At 71.2% G+C, this 17294-nt stretch carries 14 protein-coding genes and 1 pseudogene; 6 read left to right on the top strand and 9 right to left on the bottom strand.

The features are described 5' to 3' along the window. Positions 1-293 (top strand): annotated as a pseudogene (locus A3IG_RS28725) (dihydroorotase); the annotation flags it as partial. 100 nt (positions 294-393) lie between these two features. Here the strand turns inward: A3IG_RS28725 and A3IG_RS0106255 are convergent. The 8 genes from A3IG_RS0106255 to A3IG_RS0106290 form a co-directional block, all read right to left on the bottom strand. Then, positions 394-741, bottom strand: a complete 348-nt coding sequence (locus A3IG_RS0106255; protein ID WP_018382689.1) for a metal-sulfur cluster assembly factor — start codon at positions 739-741, stop codon at positions 394-396. Further along, positions 738-1214 carry a Fe-S cluster assembly sulfur transfer protein SufU gene (gene sufU / locus A3IG_RS0106260; RefSeq protein ID WP_026219953.1) on the bottom strand — a complete coding sequence of 159 codons (477 nt, stop codon included), beginning with the start codon at positions 1212-1214 and terminating at the stop codon, positions 738-740. The genes A3IG_RS0106255 and sufU overlap by 4 nt, the downstream gene beginning before the upstream one ends. 36 nt (positions 1215-1250) lie before the next feature. After that, the gene (locus A3IG_RS0106265; protein WP_018382691.1) at positions 1251-2507 is read right to left on the bottom strand and encodes a cysteine desulfurase; all 1257 of its coding nucleotides are present in this window, start codon (positions 2505-2507) and stop codon (positions 1251-1253) included. Further along, positions 2504-3268, bottom strand: coding sequence for a Fe-S cluster assembly ATPase SufC (sufC, locus tag A3IG_RS0106270; protein WP_018382692.1), 765 nt, complete (start codon positions 3266-3268; stop codon positions 2504-2506). The genes A3IG_RS0106265 and sufC overlap by 4 nt, the downstream gene beginning before the upstream one ends. 7 nt (positions 3269-3275) lie before the next feature. After that, positions 3276-3608, bottom strand: a complete 333-nt coding sequence (locus tag A3IG_RS0106275; RefSeq protein ID WP_018382693.1) for a non-heme iron oxygenase ferredoxin subunit — start codon at positions 3606-3608, stop codon at positions 3276-3278. Next, entirely contained in the window at positions 3605-4834 is a 1230-nt protein-coding gene (sufD, locus tag A3IG_RS0106280; protein WP_018382694.1) for a Fe-S cluster assembly protein SufD, read from the bottom strand. Before sufD ends, A3IG_RS0106275 begins: the two co-directional genes overlap by 4 nt. Positions 4835-4989: 155 nt before the next feature. Then, a complete protein-coding gene (sufB, locus tag A3IG_RS0106285; protein WP_018382695.1) occupies positions 4990-6402 on the bottom strand; it encodes a Fe-S cluster assembly protein SufB in 1413 nt (470 codons plus the stop codon). Beyond that, complete coding sequence (locus A3IG_RS0106290; protein WP_236719138.1) at positions 6399-7232, bottom strand: helix-turn-helix transcriptional regulator; 834 nt, start codon at positions 7230-7232, stop codon at positions 6399-6401. The genes sufB and A3IG_RS0106290 overlap by 4 nt, the downstream gene beginning before the upstream one ends. Positions 7233-7461: 229 nt before the next feature. On the opposite strand from A3IG_RS0106290, the gene A3IG_RS0106295 reads away from it, so the two are divergent. The 4 genes from A3IG_RS0106295 (at position 7462) to A3IG_RS28735 (ending at position 12747) form a co-directional block, all read left to right on the top strand. Next, complete coding sequence (locus A3IG_RS0106295; RefSeq protein ID WP_018382697.1) at positions 7462-8388, top strand: ABC transporter ATP-binding protein; 927 nt, start codon at positions 7462-7464, stop codon at positions 8386-8388. After that, positions 8385-9155 (top strand): ABC transporter permease, encoded by a 771-nt coding sequence (locus A3IG_RS0106300; RefSeq protein WP_018382698.1) that lies wholly within the window; start codon positions 8385-8387, stop codon positions 9153-9155. The genes A3IG_RS0106295 and A3IG_RS0106300 overlap by 4 nt, the downstream gene beginning before the upstream one ends. Positions 9156-9217: 62 nt before the next feature. Beyond that, positions 9218-10201: a COX15/CtaA family protein gene (locus tag A3IG_RS28730; protein WP_040910929.1), complete on the top strand. Its 984-nt coding sequence runs from the start codon at positions 9218-9220 to the stop codon at positions 10199-10201. A gap of 260 nt (positions 10202-10461) precedes the next feature. Beyond that, positions 10462-12747 carry an alpha-N-acetylglucosaminidase gene (locus A3IG_RS28735; RefSeq protein WP_018382700.1) on the top strand — a complete coding sequence of 762 codons (2286 nt, stop codon included), beginning with the start codon at positions 10462-10464 and terminating at the stop codon, positions 12745-12747. Positions 12748-12837: 90 nt separating this feature from the next. Here A3IG_RS28735 and A3IG_RS31770 read toward each other — a convergent pair whose 3' ends face one another. Beyond that, positions 12838-15546, bottom strand: a complete 2709-nt coding sequence (locus A3IG_RS31770) for a carbohydrate-binding protein (protein WP_018382701.1) — start codon at positions 15544-15546, stop codon at positions 12838-12840. A gap of 372 nt (positions 15547-15918) precedes the next feature. Between A3IG_RS31770 and A3IG_RS0106320 the strand changes: the two genes are divergently transcribed. Beyond that, positions 15919-17277 carry an ABC transporter substrate-binding protein gene (locus A3IG_RS0106320; protein WP_236719134.1) on the top strand — a complete coding sequence of 453 codons (1359 nt, stop codon included), beginning with the start codon at positions 15919-15921 and terminating at the stop codon, positions 17275-17277. Positions 17278-17294 lie beyond the last annotated feature (17 nt).

A 17294-nucleotide genomic window follows, 5' to 3' on the forward strand; every position in this document is an offset into this window, starting at 1 on the left:
TGCAGCGGGTGATGGTGGATTCGGGGTTGTTGGATTGGGCGCAGGTGGCGGATCGGATGTCGGTGCGTCCGGCGCGGATTGGTGGTCTTGGGGGGCATGGTCGGCCGGTGGCGGTGGGTGAGCCGGCGAATCTGACGTTGGTGGATCCGGCTTACCGTGGGGTGGTGGATCCCGCGGGGTTGGTCTCGCGTAGTCGGAACACCCCGTTCGCGGGGATGGAGCTTCCCGGCCGGGTCGTGGCGACCTTCCTGCGGGGCACACCCACAGTCCTCGACGGCGCCCTCACCGGCTGAACGGCACAGCGGGCGCGCCGGCCGGGAGCGGGCGTGCGAAGAACCGCCCGGCGATCCGTTGACTCGGATGCCGGGCGGCTCTTCGGGCGACGCGGGTGGATCAGACGTTGAAGCCCAGGGCGCGCAGTTGGTCACGCCCCTCGTCGGTGATCTTGTCCGGTCCCCACGGCGGCATCCAGACCCAGTTGATCTTCAGGTCGGCGACCAGGCCCTCGGTGGCCGCCCTGGCCTGGTCCTCGATGACGTCGGTCAGGGGACACGCCGCGGAGGTCAGGGTCATGTCCACGGTGGCGACGTTCGCCTTGTCCACGTGCAGGCCGTAGATCAGGCCGAGGTTCACCACGTCGATGCCGAGCTCCGGGTCCACGACGTCCATCAGGGCGTCGGTCAGCTCCTCGATGGTGGCCGAGCCCTCCGAGGTGCCCTCGATGGTGCTGTTCTCACTCATGCGGTTCCCTCCTGGGTCGACGTCGTTCCCCCCTGGGACAGCGCCTGGGCCGTCGCGTCCTTCCAGGCCATCCAGCTCAACAGGGCGCACTTCACCCGCGCCGGGTACTTGGAGACACCGGCGAACGCGACCGCGTCCTCCAGCACCTCCTCCATGGCGTCGTCCGGCTCGAGCTTGCCCTTGGACTGCATCAGCTCCAGGAACACCTCCTGGACCCGGCGCGCCTCGTCGATCTCCTTGCCGACGAGGAGCTCGTTGAGCACCGACGCGCTGGCCTGGCTGATCGAGCAGCCCTGGCCCTCGTAGGACACGTCCTCGATGGTCGTCCCGGCGAGCCGGACCCGCAGGGTGATCTCGTCGCCGCAGGTCGGGTTCACGTGGTGGACCTCGGCGTCGCCGTCACGCAGCCCTCGCCCGTGCGGGTGCTTGTAGTGGTCCAGGATCACGTCCTGGTACATCGAATCCAGCTTCACCATGCCCTCGTCATTCGGTCGCCCTCGTCCGGCCGGTCAGCCGAAGAAGTTCCGCACGTGCTCCAGGCCGTCCACCAACGCGTCCACGTCGGCCGGCGTGGAGTACAGGTAGAACGACGCCCTGGTGGTCGCGGGAATTCCGTACCGCAGGCAGACCGGACGGGCGCAGTGGTGGCCCACCCGGACGGCGATGCCCTGTTCGTCCAGGACCTGGCCCACGTCGTGCGGATGGATGTCGCCCAGGGTGAACGAGATCGCCGCCCCGCGGTCCTCGGCCGTCACCGGGCCGATGATGCGCAGGTCGGGAACCTGGCACAGCCGGTCCACCGCGTACTGCACGAGGGCGTGCTCGTGCGCCTCGATCCGGTCCATGCCGATGGCGCTGAGGTAGTCCACCGCCGCGCCGAGACCGACCGCCTGGGCGATGGGTGGGGTGCCGGCCTCGAACTTGTGCGGGGCCGGGGCGTAGGTGGACGAGCTCATGGTGACCGTTTCGATCATCTCGCCGCCGCCGAGGAAGGGGGGCAGGTCCTCCAGCAGCTCCTGGCGGCCCCACAGCACCCCGATGCCGGTGGGCGCGCACATCTTGTGCCCGGTGAACGCCACGAAGTCGGCCCCGAGGGCCTGCACGTCCAGCGGCATGTGCGGCGCGGCCTGGGAGGCGTCGATCACCACCAGGGCCCCGACCTCCTGGGCCCGGCGGACGATGGTCTCCACCGGGTTGACCGTCCCCAGGATGTTGGAGACCAGCACGAAGGAGACGACCTTGGTGCGCTCGGTGATCACCTCGTCGATCCGGGACAGGTCGAGGCGGCCCTCGTCGGTGAGCCCGAACCACTTCAGCTTGGCGCCGGTCCGCTGGGCCAGGAGCTGCCACGGCACGATGTTGGAGTGGTGCTCCATCTCGGTGATGACGATCTCGGTGTCCCGGTCCACCCGGTACGGTTCGTCGGCCCAGCCCAGCATGTTGGCGACCAGGTTGAGCGACTCCGAGGCGTTCTTGGTGAACACGACCTCGTCCCGGCTCGGCGCGTTGACGAACGCGGCGACCCGGTCCCTGGCGCCCTCGTACAGCGCCGTGGCCTCCTCGGCGAGCGTGTGCACGCCCCGGTGGACGTTGGCGTTGGACTTCTCGTAGTAGTCGTTCAGGGCGTCCAGCACCTGGCGCGGCTTCTGCGAGGTCGCGGCGTTGTCCAGGTAGACGAGCTTCTTCCCGTCGTGGACCGTGCGGTCGAGCAGCGGGAAGTCCTTGCGGATGGCTTCGGTGTCGAGGAGGCCCGGCAGGTGAGTCACGCGGAAGCGCCGCCCTTCACGTATGCCTCGTAGCCCTCGTCCTCGAGCTTGTCGGCCAGCTCGGGACCGCCGGACTCGGCGATCCGACCGCGGGCGAACACGTGGACGTGGTCGGGCTTGATGTACCGCAGGATGCGCGTGTAGTGGGTGATCAGCAGGGTGCCGACCTCGCCGCTCTCCCGGACCCGGTTGACGCCCTCGGAGACCACCCGCAGCGCGTCCACGTCGAGGCCGGAGTCGGTCTCGTCGAGGATCGCGACGCGCGGCCTGAGCAGCTCGAGCTGGAGGATCTCGTGGCGCTTCTTCTCACCGCCGGAGAACCCCTCGTTGACGTTGCGCTCGGCGAAGGAGGGGTCGATGCTGAGGCGCTCCATGGCCTCCTTGACCTCCTTCACCCAGGTGCGCAGCTTGGGGGCCTCGCCGCGCACCGCGGTGGCCGAGGTGCGCAGGAAGTTGGAGACCGACACTCCGGGGACCTCGACCGGGTACTGCATGGCGAGGAAGACCCCGGCCCGGGCGCGCTCGTCCACGCCCATCGCCAGGACGTCCTCCCCGTCCAGGGTGACGGTGCCGCCGGTGACGGTGTACTTGGGGTGTCCCGCCAGGGAGTAGGCCAGGGTGGACTTGCCGGAGCCGTTGGGGCCCATGATGGCGTGGGTCTCGCCCTGCTTCACGGTGAGGTCCACGCCGTGCAGGATCTCCCTGGGGCCGTTCTCGGCCTCGACGGACACGTGCAGGTCACGGATTTCAAGCGTTGCCATGCGTTTCTCAGGACTCCTGGTTCACGGAGACGAGAACGTCGTCCCCTTCGATCTTGACGCGGTACACGGGGACGGGCCGGGTGGCGGGGGGCCCGAGGGGCTTGCCGGTGCGCAGGTCGAACGTGGAGCCGTGCAGCCAGCACTCGATGGCGCAGCCCTCCACCTCCCCGCCCTCGGACAGGGAGACGTTGGCGTGCGAACAGATGTCGTTGACCGCGAACACCTCACCCTCGGTGAGCACCAACGCGACCGGGGTGCCCTCGACCTCCACCCGCACCGGGGTGTCGGGTTCCAGCTCGCTCAGCCCGCAGACGCGGGTGAACCCCTGCTCTGTGGTCATGCGACGGACGCCTCCAGCTCGGTGTCGATCCTGGCCAGCAGCCGCTCCTCGACCTCCGCGAGACCGATCTGCTGGACCAGTTCGGCGAAGAAGCCGCGCACCACCAGGCGCCTGGCCTCCTCGGCCGGGATGCCCCTGGCCATCAGGTAGAAGAGCTGCTCGTCGTCGAACCGGCCGGTGGCCGAGGCGTGCCCGGCGCCGACGATCTCGCCGGTCTCGATCTCCAGGTTGGGCACCGAGTCGACCCGGGCCCCGTCGGTCAGGACGAGGTTGCGGTTGAGCTCGTAGGTGTCGGTGCCCTCGGCCGCGGCCCGGATCAGCACGTCGCCGATCCACACCGCGTGCGCGTCCGCGCCCTGCAGCGCGCCCTTGTAGGCCACGTTGGAACGGCAGTGCGGCACGTCGTGGTCCACGAACAGGCGGTGCTCCTGGTGCTGACCGGCGTCGGTGAGGAACAGCCCGTAGAGCTCGGCCTCGCCACCGGGCCCGGCGTAGACCACCCGGGGGTGCAGCCGCACCAGGTCCCCGCCGAAGGTGACGACCACGGACTTGAACGACGCGTCCCGCCCCACCAGCGCGGTGTGCTGCCCGGCGTGGACGGCGCCGTCCGCCCAGTCCTGCACCGACACCACGGTGAGCTTGGCGCCGTCGCCGAGCAGGTACTCGACGTTGCCGGCGAAGGTGACGTCGCCGGTGTGCTCCAGGACCACCAGGGCCTCGGCGAACGCGCCGACCTCGACGAGCAGGTGGCCGAAGGCGGTGCCCCCGTCGCCGTGGACGCGCACCCTGACCGGGTCGGCGAGGACCTGCTCCTTGGGCACCGAGACCACGGTCGCCTTCTCGAACGACGAGTACGCCTGGGCGGCCACCCGGTCCACCGGCCTGCCGGCCCGCCCCAGCCGGGCGTCGTCGCGGCCCACCGTGTCCACGGTCACCCCCTGGGGCGCCTCCACGGTGACCGTGACCTCGCCGCCGGCCCTGGCGGTGCCGTCGTGCAGGCCGCGCAGCCGCTCCAGCGGGGTGAACCGCCACTCCTCCTCGCGGCCGTGCGGGACCGGGAAGTCGGCCACGTCGTAGGACGCGATCCCCGCCTCCCGGGCGTCGACGGGCTGCTCGGGGGGCGCGGCGCGTCCGGTGCCCGGGCCGGCCAGCGGCGCACCGGCACCCGCGGTGCCGACCTCGATGGAACCGGCAGTGGTGCTGCCGGCGGGAGTGTTGTCAGCCATGGCTTAGCTGCTGCTCGCTTTCTGCTGTGGTGTGCTCGCCCACCGGCCGCTGCCGGTTGTTCGCCGGTCGCTGCCGGTTGTTCGCCGGTCGCTGCCGGTGGGCGGACGTGCCTGTCGATCCGGTCGTGCCCGCGTGGTTCCGGTGCCGTCCGGCGTCAGCCGACCGAGCCCTCCATCTGGAGCTCGATCAGCCGGTTCAGCTCGAGCGCGTACTCCATCGGCAGCTCGCGGGCGATCGGCTCGACGAAGCCACGGACGATCATGGCCATCGCCTCGTCCTCGGACAGGCCACGGCTCATCAGGTAGAAGAGCTGGTCGTCGCTGACCTTGGAGACCGTCGCCTCGTGGCCCATGGACACGTCGTCCTCGCGGACGTCCACGTACGGGTAGGTGTCGGACCGGGAGATGGTGTCCACCAGCAGGGCGTCGCACAGCACGTTGGACTTGGCGCCGGGGGCGCCCTCGCCGATCTCGATCAGGCCGCGGTACGAGGTGCGGCCACCGCCCCGGGCCACCGACTTGGAGACGATGTTCGAGGAGGTGTTCGGCGCCATGTGGACCATCTTGGCGCCCGCGTCCTGGTGCTGGCCCTCCCCCGCGAAGGCGATGGACAGGGTCTCGCCCCTGGCGTGCTCTCCCATCAGGTAGACCGCCGGGTACTTCATCGTCACCTTGGAGCCGATGTTGCCGTCGATCCACTCCATGGTCGCGCCCTCGTGGGCGACGGCGCGCTTGGTGACCAGGTTGTAGACGTTGTTCGACCAGTTCTGGATGGTCGTGTACCGGCAGCGGGCGCCCTTCTTGACGATGATCTCGACCACCGCGGAGTGCAGCGAGTCCGACTTGTAGATCGGCGCGGTGCAGCCCTCGACGTAGTGGACGTAGGCGTCCTCGTCCACGATGATCAGCGTCCGCTCGAACTGGCCCATGTTCTCGGTGTTGATCCGGAAGTACGCCTGGAGCGGGATCTCCACGTGGACGCCCTTGGGCACGTAGATGAACGAGCCCCCGGACCACACCGCGGTGTTCAGCGCGGCGAACTTGTTGTCACCCGCCGGGATCACCGAGCCGAAGTACTCCTGGAAGAGCTCGGGGTGCTCCTTCAGGCCCGTGTCGGTGTCCAGGAAGATGACCCCCTGCTCCTCCAGGTCCTCACGGATCTTGTGGTAGACGACCTCCGACTCGTACTGGGCGGCCACCCCGGCGACCAGGCGCTGCTTCTCCGCCTCGGGGATGCCCAGCTTGTCGTAGGTGTTCTTGATGTCCTCGGGCAGCTCCTCCCAGGACGCGGCCTGCTTCTCGGTGGAGCGCACGAAGTACTTGATGTTGTCGAAGTCGATCCCGGACAGGTCGGAGCCCCAGGTCGGCATCGGCTTGCGACCGAAGAGCCGCAGGCCCTTCAGCCGCCGCTGCAGCATCCACTCGGGCTCGGACTTCTTGGCCGAGATGTCCCGGACGACGTCCTCGGACAGGCCCCGCCGCGCAGCGGCGCCCGCCACGTCGGAGTCGGCCCAGCCGTACTCGTAGTTGCCCAGCCCCTCGAGCTCCGGGTGAGCGGTCGTGGTCATGCGGGGTTCCTCCCGGCCGTGCTTGCGGATGCGGTGTCGGTGTCGGCGGTGGTGCCGTGGGGTGTGTCGGTGACGGGGACGTCGCGCCCCGCGGTCCCGGGGTGGAGAACCGGCGCGGGCACGAACGTGGTGCAGACGCCGTCGCCGTGCGCGATGGTGGCCAGACGCTGCACATGGGTGCCGAGCACCTGGGAGAACGCCTCCGTCTCGGCCTCGCAGAGCTGCGGGAACTGCTCCGCGATGTGCGCCACCGGGCAGTGGTGCTGGCAGAGCTGCTCCCCCGTCGGGCGGGCCCGGCGCCCGACCACCGCCGGGGCCGGGGCGCTGCGCGCGGTGGCGGCGTAGCCGTCCGCGGTGAGCGCTTCGGCCAGGGCCCTGGCGCGGTGCTCCGGGCCGGCGGCCTCCACCACCCGCCGGTAGCGCTCCGCCTGGGCGGCGAACCTGGCCCTGGCGAACTCCGCCACCGCGGCGTCGCCGGTCTCGCCACCGCCGGCGATCTGGGCGATCCAGCGCAGGGCGTCCGCGGCGAGCTGGTCGTAGGCCTGGTAGAAGGCGTCCCGGCCGTCGTCGGTGAGCGCGAACACCTTGGCCGGCCGGCCACGGCCACGCCCCCCGTACACCCGCTGTTCGCGGGGCTCGACCAGGCCGTCCGCGGCCAGGGCGTCGAGGTGGCGGCGGACGGCCGCCGGGGTCAGCGAGAGGCGCTTGGCGAGGTCGGCCGCGGTGGACGGCCCGTGGTCCAGGATGGACCTGGCGACCCGGTCGCGGGTGCCGTACGGTGCGTCGCCGCCCTCCGGGGCGGCGGGCGGCGGGGCCGTCGAAGCGGGCACCACGGAACCGGCGGCCACCTTGGCCGCCGCCGGGTCCTCCACGCCTCGCACGTTTTTCACAACGCCATTGTTGCGTAATTCCGCCCGCGGCGACAAGCCGCGACGGGCGGCGGACAGGGTGGCGCCGATCACTTAGGGTCACCTAACCGGTGCCCGGGCGCCCGGGCGCGGTCCGGACCCGCCCGGGCCCTGCGCCTGCGGCCCGCCCCGGCCTCCTACACTTCGGTACATGCAGACAGACGCCGCGGTCGAGGTCGTCGGACTGGTCAAGCGGTACGGCTCCAAGACAGCGGTGGACGGGCTCGACCTGTCGGTCGCCACCGGCACGGTCACCGCCGTCCTCGGCCCCAACGGGGCCGGCAAGACCACCACCATCGAGACCTGCGAGGGCTACCGCAGACCCGACGGCGGCACGGTGCGGGTGCTCGGCCTCGACCCGGTGACGCAGGGCGCGGCGCTGCGCCCGCGCATCGGGGTGATGCTCCAGTCCGGTGGGGTCTACCCGGGTGTCAGGGCCGAGGAGATGCTGCGCCACACGGCGCGGCTGTACGCCCACCCGGTGGACGTGGACCTGCTGGCGGACCGGCTCGGTCTCGGCTCCTGCGGGCGCACGCCGTACCGCCGGCTCTCCGGGGGCCAGCAGCAGCGGCTCAGCCTCGCCATGGCCCTGGTGGGCCGCCCCGAGCTGCTGTTCCTCGACGAGCCCACCGCCGGCCTCGACCCCCAGGCCAGGCAGGCCACCTGGGAGCTGGTCCGGGAGCTGCGGGCGGACGGGGCCACCGTGGTGCTCACCACCCACCAGATGGACGAGGCCGAGCAGCTCGCCGACGACGTGGCGATCGTGGACCGGGGCCGGGTGATCGCCCGGGGCAGCCCGGAGGCGCTGTGCGAGGGCGGCGCGGAGAACACCCTGCGGTTCACCGGCCGCCCCGGCCTCGACCTGCTGGCACTGTGCAAGGCGCTGCCGGCGGACGCCGTGGCCGTGGAGATGACCCCCGGCAGCTACCGGATCGAGGGCAAGGTCGACCCGCAGATGCTGGCGACGGTGGCCTCCTGGTGCGCCCAGCACGGGGTGCTGCCGGACCGGATCGCGGTGGAGCGCCGCACCCTGGAGGACGTGTTCTTGGAACTCACCGGACGGGAGCTGCGCGGATGACCGCGACCGGAACCTTCACGCCGGCGCCCGGGACGGCTCCGTTGCCCCGGATGATCGTGGCCCAGACCGTGCTCGAGACCCGCCTGCTGCTCCGCAACGGCGAGCAGCTCCTGCTGACCGTGATCATTCCGGCGCTGCTGCTCTGGTTGTTCAGCGCGGTGCGGATCGTGGACACCGGCGAGGGGGAGCGCGTGGCCTTCCTCGCCCCCGGCGTGCTGGCGCTCGCGGTGCTGGCGACGGCGTTCACCGGGCAGGCCATCGCCACCGGGTTCGAGCGGCGCTACGGAGTACTGAAACGTCTCGGCGCGAGTCCCCTGCCCCGCTGGGCGCTGATGACGGCCAAGACCGGTTCGGTGCTGGCGATCGAGGCGCTCCAGGTGGTGCTGCTGGTGGTGATCGCCCTGGCGCTCGGCTGGTCCCCCCACGGCAACCCGCTGGTGGTGGCCGTCCTGCTGGTGCTCGGCACCGCGTCGTTCAGCGGGCTGGGCCTGCTGATGGCCGGAACCCTGCGGGCCGAGGCCACCCTCGCCGCGGCCAACCTGGTCTTCGTCCTGCTGCTGCTGACCGGCGGGGTCCTGGTCCCCCTGGACACGTTCCCCGAGGGCGTGCGCCCGGTGCTGGAGGCCCTCCCGATCACCGCCCTCGCCGAGGGCCTGCGGGACGTCCTGCGGGACGGGGCCGGCACGCCCTGGCCCGAGCTCGGTGTGCTCGCGGTCTGGGCGGTGCTCGGGCTCGCCGCGGCGGCGCGTTTCTTCCGGTGGGAGTAGGGGCCGACCCGACCCCGGGCCCCCGTGAAAACATTCACAAGCGGCCGGCTTACGATGGCGACGTGCCCAAATCGTGGAACCCCCTGGCGTTGATCGCCCACCGCTGGCAGCCCTCGGCCAAGGTCGTGGAGTGGACGGCGCTGGCGACGGTGGTGATGGCGGTCGTCATCGTGGTGACCGGCGGCGCGGTGCGGCTCACCGAGTCCGGACTCGGCTGCCCGACCTGGCCGCGGTGCACCGAGGAGTCGCTGACCCCGACCGGTGAGATGGGCCTGCACGGCGCCATCGAGTTCGGCAACCGGATGCTGACCTACGTCCTGTGTGCCTGCGTGGGCCTGGCCATCATCGCCGCCCGCTCCCGCAGCCCCTGGCGGCGCTCGCTCTCCCGACTCGGCTGGGTGCAGTTCTGGGTGATCGCCAGCAACGGCGTCCTCGGCGGCATCACCGTGCTGACCGGCCTCAACCCCTACGTGGTCGCCGCGCACTTCCTGGTCACCTCGGTGCTCCTCACCGTCGCCGTGGTGATGTGGAAGCGTTCGACGGAGGGTGACGGCCCGGTGCGGTGGCTGGTGGACCCGCCGGTCCGCCAGCTCGCCTGGGGCCTGGCGGCGGTGATCGGCGCCCTGCTGGTGGTGGGCACCGTGGTCACCGGCGCGGGGCCGCACGCCGGGGACGCCAACGAGGTCCACCGGATCGCCCTGGACTGGGAGCGGGTCACCCAGCTCCACGTGGACCTGGCCTTCCTCGTGCTGGGCCTGACCGTGGCGCTGCTGTTCACGCTGCGCGCGGTACGGGCCCCCGCCGACTGCCGGGCCCGGGTCCGGGACCTGCTGGTGGTGCTGCTCGCCCAGGGAGTGGTGGGCTTCGTCCAGTACTTCACCCACCTGCCGGAGGTCCTGGTGGGCAGCCACATGCTCGGGTCGGCACTGGTGTGGATCGCCGTGCTCCGGGTGCTGCTGAGCCTGCGGGAACGGCCCGTGACGGCGGTCGGGCCCGCCCCCGTGGCGCCGGACCGGGAGCAGGAGAAGGTCGCCACCGCGGTGTAGGTCCCGACCAGGCCGTCCGGAACCCGCCGTCCGGTTCCGCCGTCGCGCGGACCGTGCCCGACACCCGCCGCAGGACACGGTGCGGCCAGGCGTCCCCGAACACGGCCGGACGGGGGTTCCGCCGTGCCGCGGGCCCGTTTCCGGTCAGGTCCGGTGACGGTTGGTGACAGCCCGGTGGCAACGGGGTATCTATCGCCTGCCCACGCACCCCGTTGCACCGCCACCCTCCCGCAATCGACTTCACCGAAGGACGTGGCAACGTGATCCGACGGCGAACCATCCTTGGCACAGCGGCAGGCGTCACCGCCGCCGGCGGCCTCGGGGGCAGCGCCGCGGCGGCCTCCCAGGCGGGCCGGAACCCGCCGCCGGCAGGGGCACCCGCGGCAGGACCGGACGACACCGGCGCGCTGTTCGACCCGTCCCCCGCCCAACAGGCCCTGCTCCGGCTGCTCCCCCACCACGCCGACCAGGTCCGGCTGCGGGCCGCGGAACGGGACCTCACCCCCGGCGGCCCGGTCGACTGGTTCCGGGTGAGTGGCACCGGTGGGAAGGTCACGGTGGACGGGACCTCTCCCGCCGTGCTGCTCACCGGCGTGCACTGGTACCTGAAGTACTCGGCCGGGGTGGACGTCTCCTGGCCGGGGCACAGCCTGGACCGGCTGCCCCGCCGACTGCCGGCGCCGGCCCGGGAGCTGCACCGGGAGGCGGTGGTCAGGAACCGGTTCGCCCTCAACGACACGCACGAGGGCTACACCGGGCCCTACCGGGACTGGGCCGACTGGGAGCGGGAGATCGACCTGCTGGCGCTGAACGGGATCAACCAGGTCCTGGTCACCACCGGCCAGGAGGCCGTCTACCACCGTGCCCTGGGCGAGTTCGGGTACTCCGACCAGGAGATGCGCCGCTGGATCCCGGGCCCCGCGCACCAGCCGTGGTGGCTGCTCCAGAACCTGTCGGAGTTCGGCGGACCGCTGTCCTCCCAGTTGCTGCGGGCCCGGATCTCCCTGGGCCGCAAGGTGGTGGAGCGGCTGCGCTCGCTCGGCATGGAGTCCGTGCTCCCCGGGTGGTTCGGCACCGTGCCGGTGGACTTCGCCGAGCGGAACCCCGGGGCGCACACGGTCCCCCAGGGCGACTGGCTCGGTGCCTTCACCCGACCGCACTGGCTCGATCCCCGCGGCGACCACTTCGCCTCCGTCGGCGAGGCCTTCTACCGGCACCAGGCCGAACTCTTCGGCGCCGCCGGGCACGTCAAGATGGACCTGCTGCACGAGGGCGGGACCCCCGGGGACGTTCCGGTGCCGGACGCCGCGCGGGGGGTGATGGCGGCGCTCCAGCGGGCCCGCCCCGGAGCCGTCTGGGTGCTGCTCGGCTGGCAGGCCAACCCCAGGCGCGAGGTGCTCGAGGCGGTGGACCGCGAGCGGCTGCTGGTGGTGGACGGCCTGTCGGACCGGTACCCGGACCTGGACCGGGAGAAGGCGTGGGTGGGCACCCCGTACGCGTTCGGCACCATCTACAACTTCGGCGGCCACACCACCGTCGGCGCCAACACCGCGGTGTGGGCGCGCAGGTTCGACGCCTGGCGGACGAGGCCCGGCAGCAGGCTGACCGGGATCGCGCTGATGCCGGAGGGCATGGGCACCAACCCGGCGGCCAACGACCTGTTCACCGAGCTGGCCTGGCGGCAGGGACCGGTGGACCACCGGGCGTGGTTCGCCGAGTGGGCCGACCGCAGGTACGGCGGCGGGGACCGGGCCGCCCGGGCAGCCTGGGAGATCCTGCGGCGCACCGCCTACTCCCTCGCCGAGGGCAGGTGGAGTGAGGCGCAGGACAGCCTGTTCACCGCCCGGCCGAGTCTGACGGCCACCTCGGCGGCGTCGTGGTCGCCGAAGGAGATGCGGTACGACGCGGACGCGTTCGAACCGGCGCTGGGCGAGCTGTTGCGGGTCGCCGCGCCGCAGCGGGCCACCGACGCCTACCGGTTCGACCTGGTGGACGTGGCCCGGCAGGCCCTGGCCAACCGCAGCCGACTGCTGCTGCCCCGGATCAGGGACGCCCACCGGGGACAGGACCGGGAGACGTTCACCGAACTGACCGGCCAGTGGTTGACCGCCATGGAGCTCCTGGAGGAGCTGCTCGCCAGCGACCCCCGGTTCCTGCTCGGGCGGTGGCTCCGGGACGCCACCCGGTGGGCCGCCGACGACCAGGAGGCGGCGCGGCTGGAGTTCGACGCCCGGTCCATCATCACGGTCTGGGGTCCGCGCCGGGCCGCCGACCCGGGCGGGCTGCGGGACTACGCCAACCGTGAGTGGTCGGGGCTGGTCGGGGACTTCTACCTGCCGCGGTGGCGCCGGTACTTCGCGGCCCTGGAGGAGACCGTGGACGAGGGCGCGGAGCCCGAGCCGATCGACTGGTTCGCCCTGGAGGACGCCTGGACCAGGCGGCGCGGCGGGTACCCGGTGGAGCCGACGGGCGACCCGCACCGGATCGCCGGGCGGGTCTGGCGGACCCTGCGGGACACCCACCCCGAAGGGGACGGAACGGCCTGAGTCACGGGCGGCGGGAACGGCGACGGCCCCCGGAGGCGGAGGGATGTCCGGGGGCCGTGCCGGGGTCGCCGCGTGGCGGCCCCGCCTGGGTCAGCTCACCTGGCAGGTGACGCTGTCCTGTTCGTCGGCGTGCTCCTTGCGGGCGAAGACCGACGCGTCGTACGGGTAGGCGTAGGCGCACGCCTCGTCCAGGTCGGCCAGGGCCGCCTCGCCGTGGCTGTCCACGCACGACTGGATGCCGGCGGCACCGCCGGTGTTCCCGGTGGACAGGCAGTACGCGTCGAGGTCGAGCTGACCGAGCTCACGGAACTCGGGGGCCCCGGTCAGCGTCACGGTGACCTGCTTGGTGCCCGCGGGCAGGGTGACCGTGCCGGCGGCCCGGTCCACCGTCCCGGCGCTGGCCGAGGCGATGTTGTCCTGGAAGAACGGCAGGCTGAACAGCGCCCCTCCCTTCGGGGCGTCCCCGGTCAGCCGCAGGGTGACCTTGGTGCCCCGGGTGGTGATGGTGGCGCCCATCCGTCCGCCGTCGGCGATCGGGTAGTTGGACACGCGCACCGTCTCACCGGCGCGCAGCCACTCGGTGGGCACGCCGCGGCCGACGACCACCTGGCCGGTGGACCGCTCGGCGAGCAGGGAGTCGAGCAGCACCTTGGTGGCGTTGGCCTGGCCCCAGATGTGCGGGCTGGAGCCGGTGCCGGCGGTCGCGTGGTTGCCGGGGCCCCAGTTGGTGGTGCCTACCGTGCGGATGCCCTCCCACCAGGAGAACGGTCCGCTCTGGGCGTTGGTGATCATGTACTGGTAGCCGTAGATGCCCTCGGACCGGTACTTCGAGCCGCGCAGCGCCGCCGAGCCGTAGCCGGCGTTGTACGAGGTGCTGACGCCGGGGTAGCCGCCGAAGGTGTGCGCGGGCAGCCCCTGGAGGTCGGCGAAGCCCTTCTCGTAGGTGGAGTCGAGCAGGTCGATCAGCGGTCCGTGCTGCTCGCCGTCGAAGAGGTAGCCGTCCCAGGTCCAGCGGCCGAACAGGAACGACGAGGCCCAGTTGGCGTCGTTCACGTTGGAGCAGCGGTTCGCGCTGTTCGGCTTGTCCATCGCGCAGGGGATCGTGTCGGTGCCGCTGGCGGCGATGGTGGAGCTCAGGGTGGTGTTGACCGACTCCAGCAGCGAGTCGTACTGGTCGGCGGCCCAGGCGGCCTCGGCGTCCTCACCGAGCTCCTCGGCGAGGGAGCGGTAGGAGAGCAGGCCCAGCAGGGCGGACTCGTTGTCCACGGTCCAGTAGCCGGTGGCGTCGATGCCGTAGGACTGCTGCATGATGCCGTTGACGCCGGTCCTGGAGGTCTCGATGGCCCGCGCGTTCTTCCGGATGGTGGCGAAGTGCTCGGCGACGAACTCGGTGTCCCCGGTCTTCATCAGGTACAGCGCCCACGGCCAGCTGTGCTTGTAGATGGCGTCGGGGAACTGGCCCGAGGTGAGGGTGAGCAGGTAGTCCTTGGCGTGGGTCAGGTCGCCCTGGTTGAGCAGGCTGACCAGGATGCCGATCAGGTCGTGGTCGTAGAGCCGGTCGTAGCCGTTCTCGCCGACGTTGAGGTTGTCGCCGTCCTTGACGATCTGGGTGGTGATGTAGCCGGACTTGTAGGCGTTGACCAGGCGCTCGTCGGGGAGGTCCACCTGGGCGAGGCCGGAGAGCCTGGCGTTCCAGTAGGACTTCATGTGCGCGAAGTGCTTGCTGTAGCCGCCGAGCTCGACGAGGTCCTCGTCGGGGAGCCAGATCGCCACGGGGGTCGGGTGGGCGGCGCCGACGGGCACCATGGCCAGGTTGTCGAGGTTGATGTTGCACGAGTCGCCGTCGGCACACCCCACCGTCAGCGCGTTGTCCCCGGCGGAGAGCTCCACCTCGGTGGAGGCGGTGGTCCAGGTGTTCCAGTTGGCGGTGGGCGGCAGGGTGATCTGGGTGCTCCGCCCCCCGGTGGTGACGGAGGCGGTGCGGGTGGTGTGCTGGCCGTCCCCGCCCTTGGCATTGGCGTAGCGCAGGGACACCGCGTACCGGCCGGCGGCGGGCACGTCCTTCACCGTCAGCGAGACGGCGGCGCCGCTCTTGGTCAGGCCCTCGACCAGGCCGTAGCCGGTGAAGCCGACCTTGTTGCTGTTCTGCAGGGCCCCGCCGGACAGGTTCATGTCCTCGGCCTCGCAGCCGGCGCCGAACGCGCAGACACCGCGGTTGCTGAGGAACTTGTCGGTGGCGATGACGTAGTCGTGGTGGACGGTCTCGCCGGGCGCCACCGTGGTGCTCGCCGAGGTCAGCGGCAGCAGCTCGGGGGACGGCTGGGGGTCGAGGGTGTGCGGCACCGTGTCGTGGTTGTACACGCTGACCCGCGAGTAGACCGCGACGTAGTCCTCGCCGCCGCTGCGGACCCTGTCGGCGAAGTTGGTGATGCTGACGGTGGAGTTGTCCCGTTCGAAGGTGGTCCGCAGCGCGGGCAGGTAGCCGCCCACGTTGGTCCACTGCAGTTGCTCGGGCTCGTTGTAGATGCCGAAGCCGACCCGGATCCTCTTGCCGGCGCGGATGTCGAAGCTACCGTCGCGGTGGGCCAGGACGGCGTCGCGGTCGCCTTCCCACCCCAGGACCGCGCTGTCCACCTGCTTGGGGTTGAAAGCGGCCGCAGCGCTGACGTCGCTGGTCGAGGCGGTGTTCGCGCCGGCCGGTGACGCCTGCAGACCCTGTGCGCCGAGCGTCAGGGCCGGGGCGGTGAGCGCGAGCAGCCCGCAGAGCAGGGGCGAGCGCCTGAATCGTTGTCTTGCCACGTGATTATCCCTTTCGTCCCCTTCGGATCGCCGCGGAGGGTGAGGGCTGCGACATGCAGCGCAACCGGAAGATATGAACGATCCAATGGGCTGGGGGGGAGGAAACCAGCGCGTTACATCTGTGTCAAGTACCTACGCTTCGCTCCCGGTTGTCCGGGGGCCGCTCCGGCCCGGCTCAGGGCATCTGCGACGCAGGTCACAGGGGGAATGGGCGGCCTCGGCCGGACCCAAAGGAAACGATCATTCTCCAGGGGTTGACGAAACACCCCTCGAGGCAGCATGTTGAACGATCAAATCACCATGTCATCGGATCGCGAGCCAGAGATGCTCCGCGATTGCGCGTGTGTGGGCTCGAACAGCAAGGAGGAGCACGTGAGTTCGTCGCAGTTGAGCCGCGCAGGGGGGACCCGCCCGGCGGCCAGGGGTACGCGCCGGGTCAGGGGGACCATGGCGGTGTCGGTGTCGGCTGCGCTGTTCGCCGCGGTACTCGCCGGGTGCAGCTCGGACTCGTCGTCCGAGGAGCCGGCGGGCGGCCCCGAGAAGTCCGCCGACCGCGGCCCGATAACCCTGGCCACCGGCAAGGACACCACCGGCACCATCCAGGACCAGCTCGACAGGTGGAACAAGGACCACCCGAAGGAGAAGGTCACGCTCATCGAGCTCCCGGAGAGCGCCGACCAGCAGCGTCAGCAGTTCGTGCAGAACGCGCAGACCAAGTCGGACGCCTACACCGTGCTCAACCTCGACCCGGTGCTGGTGTCGGAGTTCGCCGCCAACCAGTGGATCGACGAGATCCCCGCCGGCGACTTCGCCCTGGACAAGATGCTCCCGTCGGTCGTGGAGACCGGCAAGTACTTCGGCAAGCAGTACGCCGTCCCGTTCAACACCAACGCGGGACTGCTCTTCTACCGCAAGGACCTGCTGGACAAGGTCGGCGCCGAGCCGCCCAAGACCTGGCAGGAGATGAAGGACACCTGCGCCAAGGTCGCCAAGCTCCCCGAGGGCAAGGGAGTGGACTGTTACGCCGGGCAGTTCGACAAGTACGAGGGGCTGACGGTCAACTTCTCCGAGGCCGTGACCTCCGCCGGCGGCACCATCGTGGACGAGCAGGGCAAGGCCACGGTGGACACCCCCGAGGCCAAGAAGGGCCTGCAGTTCCTGGTGGACGGCTTCAAGGACGGCACCTTCCCCAAGTCCTCCATCACCTACCAGGAGGAGGACGGCCGCCGCGCCTTCCAGGCCGGCAAGCTGCTCTTCCACCGCCAGTGGCCCTACCAGTGGACGCTCGCCAACGCCACGGACGGCTCGAGCAAGGTCGCCGGGAAGTTCGGCATCGCCACGCTGCCGGGCCTCGACGGCCCCGGCCGCTCCTCGCTCGGCGGCCTCAACCTGGCCGTCAGCAAGTACGCCAAGAACAAGGCCACCGCGCTGGACTTCATGAAGTACTTCGCCAGCGAGGAGAACGCCCGCACCAACCTCGAGGTCACCTCCTCCGCCCCGCCGTACGCCGCGCTCTACGACGACCCTGCGCTGCAGAAGAAGTTCCCCTACCTGGCCACCCTGAAGCAGTCGCTGGACACCGCGCTGTCCCGGCCCCCGGTGGTGCGGTACGGGGACGCCACCGCCGCCATCCAGGAGAGCGCCTCGGCCGCGATGAACGGGAAGAAGTCCGTGGACGACGCGCTGGCCGAGATGCAGAAGAACCTCTCCGCCGCGATCGACGAGAAGTAGACGGCCGAGGAAGCCTC

This window comes from Wenjunlia vitaminophila DSM 41686 (assembly GCF_000380165.1).
In the GTDB taxonomy this organism is placed as follows: Bacteria; Actinomycetota; Actinomycetes; order Streptomycetales; family Streptomycetaceae; genus Wenjunlia; species Wenjunlia vitaminophila.

Coding starts and splice junctions, on each gene's coding strand:
- A3IG_RS0106255 (WP_018382689.1), bottom strand. CDS start 741: ATGAGTGAGAACAGCACCATCGAGGGCACCTCGGAGGGCTCGGCCACC.
- sufC (WP_018382692.1), bottom strand. CDS start 3,268: ATGGCAACGCTTGAAATCCGTGACCTGCACGTGTCCGTCGAGGCCGAG.
- A3IG_RS0106275 (WP_018382693.1), bottom strand. CDS start 3,608: ATGACCACAGAGCAGGGGTTCACCCGCGTCTGCGGGCTGAGCGAGCTG.
- sufD (WP_018382694.1), bottom strand. CDS start 4,834: ATGGCTGACAACACTCCCGCCGGCAGCACCACTGCCGGTTCCATCGAG.
- sufB (WP_018382695.1), bottom strand. CDS start 6,402: ATGACCACGACCGCTCACCCGGAGCTCGAGGGGCTGGGCAACTACGAG.
- A3IG_RS0106295 (WP_018382697.1), top strand. CDS start 7,462: ATGCAGACAGACGCCGCGGTCGAGGTCGTCGGACTGGTCAAGCGGTAC.
- A3IG_RS0106300 (WP_018382698.1), top strand. CDS start 8,385: ATGACCGCGACCGGAACCTTCACGCCGGCGCCCGGGACGGCTCCGTTG.